The organism is Pseudomonas oryzihabitans NBRC 102199 (assembly GCF_000730625.1).
GTDB lineage: Bacteria > Pseudomonadota > Gammaproteobacteria > Pseudomonadales > Pseudomonadaceae > Chryseomonas > Chryseomonas oryzihabitans.
Genome location: NZ_BBIT01000016.1, coordinates 1 through 12,477, shown reverse-complemented (window position 1 = coordinate 12,477; position 12,477 = coordinate 1). Strand labels below are relative to the sequence as shown.

At 67.3% G+C, this 12,477-nt stretch carries 10 protein-coding genes and 2 pseudogenes; 8 read left to right on the top strand and 4 right to left on the bottom strand.

Going from position 1 to position 12,477, the window contains the following annotated elements:
• Window positions 1-2 precede the first annotated feature (2 nt).
• The 3 genes from POR01S_RS17595 (at window position 3) to POR01S_RS17585 (ending at window position 2,948) form a co-directional block, all read left to right on the top strand.
• A complete protein-coding gene (locus POR01S_RS17595) occupies window positions 3-839 on the top strand; it encodes a M90 family metallopeptidase (protein ID WP_042137311.1) in 837 nt (278 codons plus the stop codon).
• Between the two features lie 51 nt (window positions 840-890).
• Entirely contained in the window at window positions 891-1,418 is a 528-nt protein-coding gene (gene ppa, locus POR01S_RS17590) for an inorganic diphosphatase (RefSeq protein WP_007161198.1), read from the top strand.
• A gap of 468 nt (window positions 1,419-1,886) precedes the next feature.
• Window positions 1,887-2,948, top strand: coding sequence for an AsmA family protein (locus POR01S_RS17585; RefSeq protein WP_042137394.1), 1,062 nt, complete (start codon window positions 1,887-1,889; stop codon window positions 2,946-2,948).
• Between the two features lie 219 nt (window positions 2,949-3,167).
• Here the strand turns inward: POR01S_RS17585 and ilvA are convergent, their stop codons facing one another.
• Window positions 3,168-4,709, bottom strand: a complete 1,542-nt coding sequence (gene ilvA / locus POR01S_RS17580) for a threonine ammonia-lyase, biosynthetic (RefSeq protein WP_042137309.1) — start codon at window positions 4,707-4,709, stop codon at window positions 3,168-3,170.
• A 263-nt stretch (window positions 4,710-4,972) separates the two neighbouring features.
• Between ilvA and POR01S_RS17575 the strand changes: the two genes are divergently transcribed.
• The 5 genes and pseudogenes from POR01S_RS17575 to POR01S_RS24360 form a co-directional block, all read left to right on the top strand.
• Window positions 4,973-5,215, top strand: coding sequence for an exodeoxyribonuclease VII small subunit (locus POR01S_RS17575; RefSeq protein ID WP_007161201.1), 243 nt, complete (start codon window positions 4,973-4,975; stop codon window positions 5,213-5,215).
• Window positions 5,212-6,090, top strand: a complete 879-nt coding sequence (locus POR01S_RS17570) for a polyprenyl synthetase family protein (RefSeq protein WP_042137307.1) — start codon at window positions 5,212-5,214, stop codon at window positions 6,088-6,090. The genes POR01S_RS17575 and POR01S_RS17570 overlap by 4 nt, the downstream gene beginning before the upstream one ends.
• Before the next feature lie 150 nt (window positions 6,091-6,240).
• On the top strand, window positions 6,241-8,190 hold the full coding sequence (gene dxs, locus POR01S_RS17565; protein WP_042137306.1) for a 1-deoxy-D-xylulose-5-phosphate synthase: 1,950 nt from the start codon (window positions 6,241-6,243) through the stop codon (window positions 8,188-8,190).
• A 786-nt stretch (window positions 8,191-8,976) separates the two neighbouring features.
• Window positions 8,977-9,298: pseudogene (locus POR01S_RS24365) on the top strand (methyl-accepting chemotaxis protein); the annotation flags it as partial.
• A 647-nt stretch (window positions 9,299-9,945) separates the two neighbouring features.
• Window positions 9,946-10,467: pseudogene (locus POR01S_RS24360) on the top strand (methyl-accepting chemotaxis protein); the annotation flags it as partial.
• Here the strand turns inward: POR01S_RS24360 and ribA are convergent.
• From ribA to POR01S_RS17545, 3 genes are all read right to left on the bottom strand, one after another.
• Window positions 10,468-11,094, bottom strand: coding sequence for a GTP cyclohydrolase II (gene ribA, locus POR01S_RS17555; protein WP_027601106.1), 627 nt, complete (start codon window positions 11,092-11,094; stop codon window positions 10,468-10,470).
• Window positions 11,095-11,189: 95 nt separating this feature from the next.
• Window positions 11,190-11,822: a retropepsin-like aspartic protease family protein gene (locus POR01S_RS17550; protein ID WP_027599166.1), complete on the bottom strand. Its 633-nt coding sequence runs from the start codon at window positions 11,820-11,822 to the stop codon at window positions 11,190-11,192.
• 27 nt (window positions 11,823-11,849) lie between these two features.
• On the bottom strand, window positions 11,850-12,359 hold the full coding sequence (locus POR01S_RS17545) for a phosphatidylglycerophosphatase A family protein (protein ID WP_042137302.1): 510 nt from the start codon (window positions 12,357-12,359) through the stop codon (window positions 11,850-11,852).
• Window positions 12,360-12,477: the final 118 nt, after the last annotated feature.

The window sequence follows — 12,477 nt, the reverse complement described above, 5'->3', positions numbered from 1 at the left end:
CCTTGGGTTTCTGGCGCGCCTGGCGCGAGCGGCGCCTGCTTGCGCGGGTCGCCATCGCCGACGAGCTCTGGGCGCGCCTGCGTCAGCGCCTGCCGATCCTCGATGGTCTGACCGTCGCGGAAGACGCCTGGCTGCGCGAGCACTGCGTGCTGTTTCTCGCCGAGAAGCGCCTTACCCTGCTCCAGGGGCTGGAACTGGACGACGGCGACCGCCTCTTGCTGGCCGCCCAGGCCCTGCTGCCGCTGCTGCACCTGCCGGAAGCGGCGCTCTATCCCAACGTCCGCGAGATCGTCGTCTACCCGGACGCCTTCGTCAGTCCCCAGCGCCATCGCGACGAGGGCGGCCTGGAGCACGAATGGGACGAGGAGCGCGACGGCGAAGCCTGGGATCGCGGCCAGGTGGTGCTGGCCTGGCCCGGCATCCAGGCCAGTGGCGGCTGGGAGGCCTACAACCTGGTCATCCACGAATTCGCCCACCTCCTCGACCTGCTCGCCGGCGGCCTGTGCAACGGTCAGCCACCACTGCACCCAGGCATGCCCCAGGCGGCCTGGACCGGCGCCCTGCAGCACGCCTATGACGAACTCAATCGCCAGCTCGACGCCGATCCGGACGCCGAGACCGCACTCGACCCCTATGCGGCGGAAAGCCCCGAGGAATTCTTCGCCGTCGCCTGCGAGTACTTCTTCAGCGCGCCCGACCTGCTCGGCGAACACTATCCGGCGGTCTACGCTCAGCTGCAGCAGCTGTTCCGCCAGGATCCGCGCCAGCGTCTCGCCGTCAGCCTGGCGAGCGTGCAACAGCCGACACCCCCGGGGTCCGAGGCTCGAACCCCGATCTGAAAGCGCCTATACTCCCGGCCACTTTTCCCAACCGACCAGAGGGACCCGTTCATGAGCTACAGCAAGATTCCCGCCGGCAAAGACCTGCCGAACGACATCTACGTCGCCATCGAGATTCCGGCCAACCACGCGCCGATCAAGTACGAGATCGACAAGGACAGCGACGCCCTCTTCGTCGACCGTTTCATGGCCACCCCCATGTTCTACCCGGCCAACTACGGCTATATCCCCAACACCCTGGCCGACGATGGCGATCCCCTGGACGTGCTGGTCGTGACCCCCTACCCGGTCGCTCCCGGCGCCGTGATCCGCGCCCGTCCGGTCGGCGTGCTGCACATGACCGACGAAGCCGGCGGTGACGCCAAGCTGATCGCCGTCCCCCACGACAAGCTGAGCGTTCTGTACAAGGACGTGAAGGAATACACCGACCTGCCGGCCCTGCTGCTGGAGCAGATCAAGCACTTCTTCGAGAACTACAAGGATCTGGAAAAGGGCAAGTGGGTCAAGGTCGAAGGCTGGGGCGACGCCGACGCCGCCCGCGCCGAGATCACCAAGGCCGTGGCCGCCTACAAGGGCTGATCCACGCCGCTGTCGCAAAGCCCGGTTCGCCGGGCTTTTCTGTTTCCGGACGTCACAGCGGCCACGCCGGGCTTCCTATCCGGCGGCAAAGCGACTACCCTGCACCCCTCGTCGCCATCCGCGACCCTGCGCCGATCCGCCATCTGCCGATCGCCGCCGGAGGCCCCAGGCCTCTTTCTCATCTGCCCGGCAAGGGCAACCCGGGCGGGCCGGGCTCACCAAAAATCAGCTCAACCCGCCCTCGAAAGCCGGCCACAAGCCGGCTTTTTTGCGTCTGCGATTCGAGCAGCGCTCAGCCAGGCCCAGCGGACCGACGACCGGCGCCGAGGTCTGGTGTTCGCCAGGCGGCACGCCAGAGCCCTTCGTTGCCAGCGCAGCGACCGGCTCCTCCCGTCACACCTGGTCGCAAGAAACTCATGCGGGGCGCCCAGGGTCGACCGGGGACGAAGTTTGTCCCGAGCCACCGTCATGTCCCGTCGTCTGCGCCTGCCGCTTTATATCCTCATCGGCCTGATCGTCCTGCTGCTGTGCCTGCACCTGGCCGCGCCCTTGCTGATCCGCCATTACCTCAACGACAAGCTGGCGGACATGGGCGACTACCGCGGCCAGGTGACCGACGTGGACCTGGCCTGGTGGCGCGGCGCCTATTGCATCGAGGGGCTGGAGATCGTCAAGGTCAACGGCAAGGTGCCGGTGCCCTTTCTCAAGGCGCCCAGCATCGACATCGCGGTGAGCTGGCGCTCGCTGTGGCGGGACCATGCCATCGTCGGACGCATCCTCTTCGATCGCCCCGAACTCAACTTCGTCGACGGCGGCGCACGCAAGGAGCAGTCGCAGACCGGTGAAGGCACCGATTGGCAGGACCAGGTGGACAAGCTGATCTCCATCACTCTCGACGAGGTGCGGGTGGTCAATGGACGGGTGACCTTCCGCAACTTCAACTCCAGGCCCCAGGTGAATCTGGCGGCCACCGACGTCAATGCCAGCCTCTACAACCTGACCAACGCCGCCGACGCCCAGGGCGAACGCATCGCCCACTTCGAAGGCAAGGCCGCCGTGCTCGGCAGCGCGCCGCTGGAAGCCAGTGCCCGCTTCGATCCCTTCAAGGACTTCACCGACTTCGACTTCCGTCTGCGCGTGACCGACATCGACCTGCCCAAGCTCAACGACTTCGCCCGTGCCTATGGCAAGTTCGATTTCCGCGCCGGCAGCGGTGACGTGGTGGTCGAAGCCAAGGCGGTGGATGGCCGGCTCAGCGGCTACGTCAAACCCCTGATGAAGAACGTCGATATCTTCGACTGGCAGCAGGACGTCGAGAATCGCAACAAGAACGCCCTGGAAAGCGCCTGGGAAGCCGTGGTCGGCACCGCCCAGACGCTGCTGAAGAACCAGCCCCGCGACCAGTTCGCCACCCGGGTGGATCTCTCGGGCAGCGTGAAGAACCAGGACATCAGCCCGCTGCAGGCCTTCTTCAATATCCTGCGCAACGCCTTCGTACAGGCGTTCAGTGCCCGCTATGACGCGGATTGAGGTCCGGCGTCTTGTGCCCGCTTCGTAGCGTGGAAAACCGCGCAGCGTTTTCTACTGATAGGCCCCAGTGCCAATCGCGGCCATGAGCCGCTCCTACAGGCTCAGGTGTGACCGTAGGTACGAGGTAGGAGCGGCCCATGGCCACGATTTGGCGATACTCCAATCTCCGGAATTGACCACATTTGCGGACCGCCATGGCCGCGATCCCTCTGACTCGGTCTATCCAATGAACAACCGATACGCCGGATTCTCGGTCTCGTCCCAATAGCGATAGCCGATGGCATCCAGGGTAGCCAACAGCTCCGGCCGCTCGGCCTGGCTGGCTTCCAGCCCCGCGAACACCCGCCCATCCGCCGCGCCGTGGTTGCGGTAGTGGAACATGCTGATGTTCCAGCGCCCGCCCAGGCGGTCGAGGAAATCGAACAGCGCTCGGGGCCGCTCGGGGAATTCAAAGCGGAACACCTGCTCCTGGCCGACCCGCGGCGCATGGCCGCCCACGGTGTGGCGGATATGCAGCTTGGCCAGTTCGTTGTCGGTCAGGTCCAGCACCGGGAAGCCCTGGTCGCGCAGGCCCTGGATCAGGGCGTCACGCGGATCGCGCTGGGGATGGGTCTGGACGCCGACGAAGATATGGGCCTCTTCGCCAGTGTGGTAGCGGTAATTGAATTCGGTGATCTGCCGCCGGCCCAGGGCCTCGCAGAAGGCGCGAAAACTGCCCGGCCGTTCGGGGATGGTCACGGCGATGATGGCTTCGCGCTGCTCGCCCAATTCGGCGCGCTCGGCCACGTGTCTCAGCCGATCGAAGTTGATATTGGCGCCCGAGTCGATGGCCACCAGCACCTGGCCGCTCGAACCTTCACGCTCGGCGTATTTCTTGATCCCGGCCACGCCTAGGGCGCCAGCAGGTTCGGTGATGGAGCGGGTATCGTCGTAGATGTCCTTGATCGCCGCGCAGATCTCGTCCGAGCTGACGGTGATCACCTCATCGACATAACGCCGGCAGATCTCGAAGGTGTGATCGCCGATCTGGGCCACGGCCACGCCGTCGGCGAACAGCCCGACTCGTGGCAGGACCACCCGCTCGCCGGCGGCCAGGGCCTGCTGCAGGCAGTTGGAATCGTCCGGTTCGACGCCGATGATCCTGATCTCGGGCCGCAGGTACTTCACATAGGCGGCGATACCGGCGATCAGACCACCGCCCCCGACCGGGACGAAGATGGCATCCAGCCGACCAGGATGCTGGCGCAGGATTTCCATGGCCACGGTGCCCTGACCGGCGATGACGTCGGGATCGTCATAGGGCGGGACGAAGGTGTAGCCCTGCTCGTCGGCCAGGCGCAGCGCCTCGGCCAGGGCCTCGGGAAAGGCGTCGCCGTGCAGCACCACCTCGCCGCCACGCGATTGCACGCCGATGACCTTGAGCTCGGGCGTGGTGCGCGGCATCACGATGATCGCCCGCACGCCCAGTTCGCGCGCCGCCAGGGCCAGGCCCTGGGCGTGATTGCCGGCGCTGGCGGTGATGACGCCACGGGCCTTTTCGCTGGCCGAAAGGCTGGCCAGCTTGGTGTAGGCACCACGGATCTTGAAGGAGAACACCGGCTGCAGGTCTTCGCGCTTGAGCAGCACCTGGCAGCCCAGCCGCTCGGACAGCGCCCGCGCCGGTTGCAGGGGCGTTTCGATCGCCACGTCGTAGACGGGGGCTTCGAGGATCTTGCGGGCATAGCGCTGCAAGAGATCGGTGGCGGGTTCCTGGGCGGTCATGGCGGGCTCCTGGGGTGTTTCATCGGGGCCCAGGAGTCAGAAAGTACAAACCCGCCTCTTGGGCGGGTCTGGTTGCGCAGCTAACGCTGTCCCGCCATCAGGTAATGGCGGTAATAATGCTGGGGCGTTGGTGGCTGCGCGTTTTCATGACCGCTACCCTAGGGCCTGGCCGGGCATGGCGTCAAGCGGCGCCGATGGCTGTGGCACAATGGCCGACCCATTGCCCCCTTCCCGCGACCCGATCGCCTCTGTCGAGAATCCCGATGGCCCGCAAGAAAGCTCCCGACTTCGAACAATCCCTGGCCGAGTTGCAGACCCTGGTGGAACGCCTGGAAAGTGGCGAGCTGTCCCTGGAGGACTCCCTCGGCGCCTTCGAACAGGGCATCCGCCTGACCCGCGAATGCCAGGGCGCCCTAGCCCAAGCCGAGCAGAAGGTGCAGATCCTGCTGGAGAAGGATGGCGAACTCAGCGCCGCGCCCTTCGCCCCGGTCGGGGACGACGCATGATCGAGGCCTACCAGCAGCGCTGCCAGAGCCGCGTCGACACCGCCCTCGCCCCGCTCTTCACCGCCCCGCGCGCCGAACTCGCCCGGCTCTATGCGGCCATGGCCTACAGCGTCATGGGTGGTGGCAAGCGGGTGCGGCCGCTGCTGGTCTATGCCGCCTGCGAAGCCCTGGGCGGCGATCCGGCGCGGGCCGACCAGGCCGCCTGCGCGGTGGAGCTGATCCACGCCTATTCCCTGGTCCACGACGACCTGCCGGCCATGGACGACGACGACCTGCGCCGCGGCCGGCCCACCACCCACAAGGCCTATGACGAGGCCTGCGCCATCCTCGCCGGCGACGGCCTGCAGACGCTGGCCTTCGAGACCCTGCTGGCGGCGCCCCAGGACGCCGCGGTACGGCTGGAGATGGTCGCGGTGCTGGCGCGCGCCAGCGGCCCGGCCGGCATGGTCGGCGGCCAGGCCATCGACCTGGAGTCGGTCGGCCGCCGTATCGACCAGCCGGCGCTGGAAACCATGCACCTGCACAAGACCGGCGCCCTGATCGCCGCCAGCGTGCAACTCGGCGCCCTGGCCAGCGAAGCCGCCGGTGCCGCCGAGCGTGAGGCCCTGGCCCGCTATGCCGAGGCCATCGGCCTGGCCTTCCAGGTCTGGGACGATGTGCTCGACATCGAAAGCGATACCCAGACCCTGGGCAAACGCCAGGGCGCCGACCTCGCCCGCGACAAACCGACCTACCCGGCACTGCTCGGCCTGGACGTGGCCAAGGCCTATGCCCTGGAGCTGCGCGACACTGCCCTGGCGGCCATCGAGCCCCTGGGCGAGCCCGCCGAACCCCTGCGCGCCCTGGCCCGCTACATCGTCGAGCGGCGCAACTGAGCGCTCGCCCGCGGAAAAACTCGTGACCCGGGCCGCATTTGCCCCCGGGTCCGTTGTCACAGGGGCATAACAAGACGCCCTGTCCGCTGTTGGGATGCCACGCGGGCATCGGGTAAACTGCCTAATTCTCTGCGCAAAGTGATCAGCCAGATGCCCAAGACGTTTCACGAGATTCCCCGCCAGCGTCCCGCGACGCCCCTGCTCGACCGCATCGACTCGCCGGTCCAGCTGCGCCAGCTCGGTGACGCCGAGCTGGAAGCCGTCGCCGACGAACTGCGCGCCTTTCTCCTGTGGACCGTGGGCCAGACCGGCGGTCACTTCGGCGCCGGCCTCGGCGTCATCGAACTGACCGTGGCCCTGCACTACGTCTTCAACACCCCGGAAGACCGGCTGGTGTGGGACGTCGGCCACCAGGCCTATCCGCACAAGATCCTCACCGGTCGCCGCGAAGGCATGGCCAGCCTGCGCCAGAAGGACGGCCTGGCCGCCTTCCCGCGCCGCAGCGAGAGCGAGTACGACACCTTTGGCGTCGGTCACTCCAGCACCTCCATCGGCGCCGCCCTGGGCATGGCCATCGCCGCCCAGCTGCAAGGCATCGAGCGCAAATCGGTCGCGGTGATCGGCGACGGCGCCCTGACCGCGGGCATGGCCTTCGAGGCGCTCAATCACGCCTCGGACACCGGCGCCAACATGCTGGTGGTGCTCAACGACAACGACATGTCCATCTCGCGCAACGTCGGTGGCCTGTCCAACTACCTGGCGCGGCTGCTCTCCAGCCGCACTTACCAGCACCTGCGCGAGAACGGCAAGAAGGCCCTCTCCAAGCTGCCCGGTGCCTGGGAAATCGCCCGCCGCACCGAAGAGGCCGCCAAGGGCATGCTGGTACCCGGCACCCTGTTCGAGGAACTGGGCTGGAACTACATCGGCCCCATCGACGGTCATGACCTGCCGACCCTGGTCACAACCCTGCGCAATCTGCGCGACGCCAAGGGCCCGCAGTTCCTCCATGTCATCACCCGCAAGGGCAAGGGCCTGTCCATCGCCGAGGCAGACCCCATCGGCTACCACGCCATCACCAAGCTGGAGCCGCTGGACGCCAAGCCCAAGCGCCCGGGCGCGCCCAAGTACTCCAACATCTTTGGCGACTGGCTGTGCGACATGGCCGCCGCCGATGCCAAGCTGGTGGGCATCACCCCGGCGATGAAGGAAGGCTCCGACCTGATCCGCTTCGCCGAACGCTATCCCGAGCGCTACTTCGACGTGGCCATCGCCGAGCAGCACGCGGTGACCTTGGCCGCGGGCCTGGCCTGCGACGGCATGAAGCCGGTGGTGGCCATCTACTCCACCTTCCTGCAGCGTGGCTACGATCAGCTGATCCATGACGTGGCGGTGCAGCATCTGGACGTGCTCTTCGCCATCGACCGCGCTGGCCTGGTCGGCGAAGACGGTCCGACCCATGCCGGCAGTTTCGACCTGTCCTACCTGCGCTGCATACCCGGCATGGTGATCATGGCGCCCAGCGACGAGAACGAGCTGCGCCGCCTGCTTACCACCGGCTATCGCCACCAAGGCCCCGCCGCGGTGCGCTACCCGCGTGGCAGCGGCCCCAACGCCGCCCTTGATCCGGGTCTGGAACCCCTGCCCATCGGCAAGGGCGTGGTGCGTCGCCAGAGCAGCCTGAAAAACGGCCCCACCGTCGGCTTCCTGGTGTTTGGCGTGCAACTGGCCGAGGCCCTGCAGGTCGCTGAGCGCCTGGACGCCAGCGTGGCCGACATGAGATTCGTCAAGCCGCTGGACGAAGCCCTGATCCGCCAGTTCGCCGCCGACCACGACCTGCTGGTCACCGTCGAGGAAAACAGCGTCATGGGCGGTGCCGGCAGTGCGGTCAACGAATTCCTGCAGGCCAATGCCCTGGTCCAGCCGGTGCTCAACCTGGGCCTGCCGGACAGCTACATCGAACACGCCAAGCCGGCCGACATGCTGGCCGAGTGCGGTCTGGACGTCGCCGGGATCGAGCGCGCGGTACGCGAGCGCCTGGCACGGCTGGAAGCCGCCCAGGCCGATACCTCGCCACGCCTGGCCCGCGGCGCCTCCGCCTAAAGGGCCGCGCACCGCTGATCTGAAGGCACCGACACCTCGTCCAGCCGCTCTAGTACGCGGCTGGAGCCCCCACCATGCTGGCTGCTGACTACAATCAGCGTGGCGACAAGGATGGGTGTTATGAGTGACATGGATCTGAGCGGCCCCGAGCGCCGCTGGCTGCCCTGGCTGGGGCGCAATGGAAAGATCGCCCGTGGCTGGGCCTGCCTGCGCAACGGAGGTCGACAGGCACGCCTGGAAAAGACCTTTGCCGGCCTGGCCGGCACCCGTCGTGATCTGCTGCTGACCTGGCCCCAGAGACACTGGCAGCAACTGGAACGGATCGCCGGGGCGGTGGAGACCGGCTGGCCCGCGCTGGATCCCCAAATCCTGGACGACGCCCTGCTGCACCTGGGCGCGGCCTCCGAACTCTTCGTGGTGGATACCCAGGGCCTGGTCCTCGCCTCCACCGCACGTCAGCGCCAGGGACAGCGGCACGACGCCGCGGCCCTCGCCCGCGGTCTGCAGGCGCCCTTTCTGCAGGGCCCCTATCGCGATCCGGTCACCCTCGCCCTGGGCCCGACCACCTCGGCCTTCCACGATGCCGTCACCCTGCTGTTCCACCAGCCGCTGCGCCAAGCCGGCAAGCCGCTGGGCTGTCTCTGTCTGCGCCTGCCCAACGATGTCCTCAGCGATCTCATTCAGCGCGAGGCTGGGCATGTCTTTCCGGATTCCGGCGACAACTACCTGTTCATGGTCAAGGCGGTCGCCGACCCCAGCATAGCGCCCGGCACCGCGCTGTCGCGCTCGCGCTTCGAAGACGCCACCTTCACCGCCGGCGATAACCTCAAGCAAGGGGTCGCCACCCCCTTCGGGACGGTACGGATCCGCGAGCACACCGAGTTCGAGCTGAAATTCACCGCCCCGGCGACCAAGGAATTGCACCCTGGGGTGCGCGAGACCATTCGCAAGGGGCGCAATTTGTTCGTCGCCTATCCAGGCTATTCCGATTACCGCCACGTCCCGGTAATCGGCGCCGGCCTTACCCTGCAATTGCCTGGTTCGCCGGATACCTGGGGCCTGCTCTGCGAAGCGGATCTGGAAGAAGCCTATCGTGGCGGCAGTCTGACCCAGCACCTGCTGCTCGGCGCCCTGCTGCTGGGTGCGGGCGCCTGGGGCCTGCAGGCCGCACTGAGCCTCTGGCAACCGCTGTGGCAAAGCGGCTTCGCCCTGGGCAGTGCAGCCCTCGCCCTGGCGCTCTACGGCGGTTTGGTGGTGCGGCCCTGTACCCGTCGCCTGCAACGCCTGGGCGACTTCTTCCTGGACATCGCCGAATGCGGCGCCAGTCTCGACCAGCGCCTGGATCGCCAGGGCTTTCGCGCCGACGAGACCGGCGAGCTGGCGGTCTGGATCAACAGCTTCGTCGATCGCCTCGACACCTCGCTGCAGACCGTCAAGCAGGTCACCCGCGCCCTCAGCGCCGATGCCGCCAGTCTGCAGCGCGGGGCTCAGCACGCCAGCCAGGAAGCCGAACAGCAATGGCAGGCGGCCGAGGCCAACACCCAGGCCATGCAGACGATGCTGCAGGGCAGCCAGGAGATGGCCGCACATGTGCGCGACAGCAGCGGCCTCTCGACCCGGGCACGCAACGGCAGCGACCACGGCAATCTGCTGGTCGGCCAGGTGGCCCGCGATCTGGAAATCCTCGATGGCACCATCGGCACCTCGGCCAGCACCATCAGCGCGCTCAACGAGCAGACCCACGCGGTGCGCCATGTCACCGACACCATCCGCGGCATCGCAGAACAGACCAACCTGCTGGCGCTCAACGCCGCCATCGAAGCGGCCCGCGCCGGCGATCAGGGACGCGGCTTCGCCGTGGTCGCCGACGAGGTGCGGCGCCTGGCCAATCATTCGGCGGATTCCACCCGCGAGATCGCCAGCATCCTCGACCAGATCCGCCTGCTGTCGGAACAGGCGGTGGCCGCCATGCAGCGCTGCAAGGCGGACGCCCAGACCTCGCGCAGTCGTTCGGACCAGGCCCAGGAGGCCTTGGGCGCCATCGATCGCGATGTCGGCGCGCTGCAGGAGCACCTGACCCACATCGGCCACACCCTGGAGGCCCTGGATACCAGCGGCAACCAGCTGCAGCTACGCAGCCAGGCGGCCCAGGACCAGGCACGGCGCAGCGCCGAGCTGGCCCAGACCACCCTGGGCGCCAGTCGCAACGTGGATCAACAGGTACTGGAATTGCAGGAAGCCGCGCAGCGCCTGGAACCGGCGCGCGCAGCCGGCTGATCAGGAGGCCGGATCGGCGGTCTCTTCGTTCTGATGCAGATTGCCGAGCATGTGGCCGAGCTTGCCGGCCTTGGTCAGCAGATAGCGGCGGTTGTGCGGATTGAGGCCTTCCTGCAGCGGCACCCGCTCAGCGACCGGGATGCCCAGGACCTCGAGCGCCTTCACCTTGCGCGGATTGTTGGTCATCAGCCGCAGCGAGGTGATGCCGAGGTGTTCGAGCATCGGCTTGCACAGCGCATAGGTACGCTGGTCGGCGCCGAAACCCAGGCGCTCGTTGGCTTCCACGGTATCGGCGCCGGCATCCTGCAACTCATAGGCGCGGATCTTGTTGAGCAGGCCGATGCCGCGTCCTTCCTGGCGCAGATAGAGCAGCACGCCACGCCCGGCTTCGGCGATGGCGCGCAGCGCCGCTTCCAGCTGGAAGCCACAGTCGCATCTCAGGCTGAACAGCGCGTCGCCGGTCAGGCACTCGGAATGCAGCCGTCCCAGGACCGGCTCGCCATCGGCCACGTCACCGAAGGTCAGGGCGACGTGCTCCTTGCCATCGGTTTCGTCGAGGAAACCGTGCATGGTGAACAGGCCAAAGGGGGTGGGCAGTTGGGAGGCGGCGACAAAGACGACGGACACCTGCGGGCTCCTGGCGGGGAAAGACGTACATTGTAACCTTTTCCCCGGCTCCGGCGTCATCGCCAGGGGTTATGACGTCGATACCCGATGATCTATCAGCGTGCCTGGACGTAGAAGATGCCCTGGGCCTCGCGCCAGCCCACGCGGTTGAGGAAACTCATGCCCAGCAGGCCCTGGCTGGGATAGTTGCCTTCCAGGACCATGGCGTCCACCCCGACCACCTCGACATCGCCCAGGCGCACCTGCTTGAGCGTGGTGCGCCAGGCGCGGGCATGGCCGCTGGCGGTCTCCACCCAGCCCGGGGTGCCGTCGCGATAGCTGATGCCCAGCTGATCGGCCTGGGCGCCACTCAGGGCGACGCTGGTGGCGCCGGTGTCCACCAGCAGCGACACCGGACGGCCATTGACGTTGGCGGTGACCTGGTAATGGCCGTTGTTGCTGCGCGGCACGCTGAATTCGCGGCGCTGCGGGGCGCTGTAGCCATCGCTATATTCGCGGTCGAGGGTAAAGGCCTGGGTCCGGCCGTCTATGCGCAGCACCGCCTGCTGGGGATCCGCGCTGACCACCTCGACGTCGTCCAGGCGCTGGCCGACCCGCAGCAACTTGCGCTGGCCATTGACGTTGACCACCGCCGCGCCGTTGAACAACCCCACGACCCTGACCTGGGGTTGCGCCCAGGCGAGCGAACCGACGGCCAACAGGAGGCCGTACGCGCCCAGTCTTTTCACTGCCCTGCTCCTTGGGCCTGCGTCTCGTCAGCCGACGAGATGACCCCAACCGATGTGTAATCCCTGAACCACCAGCCAGGCGAGGATGCCGGCCAGTACATCGTCGACCATGATGCCGACGCCGCCGCGGACATTGACATCCAGCCAGCGGATTGGCCAGGGCTTGCAGATGTCCAGCACGCGGAAGGCGACGAAACCCACCAGCAGCCAGATCAGGCCCGGCGGCGCCAGCCAGAAGGTGATCCAGATGCCGACCATCTCGTCCCAGACGATGCCCTCGTGATCGTGCACGCCCAGCTCGCGGGCGACCTTGCCGCACAACCAGCAGCCGAAGACGGTCACCAGCACCAGCAGCAGCGGATAGCTCCAGCCGCCGAGCAGCTGCCAGAGCGGCAGGAAGGGCAAGGCGATCAGCGAACCCCAGGTCCCGGGCGCCTTGGGCAGGGTACCGGAACCCAGGCCGAAGGCCAGGAAGTGCCAGGGATCGCGCCAGACCGACGGAGGGACCGGCTGGGCGGGGGCTTGCTGTTCGCTCAAGAGAGGACTCCGCGCGGGGCGCTAGAAATGTTGGAAGCCGGCCTGCGCCGGGATCATGGGTTGACCGTCGGCGGCGAGGACGACAACGCCACTGCCCGCCTCGACTCGCCCGATCACC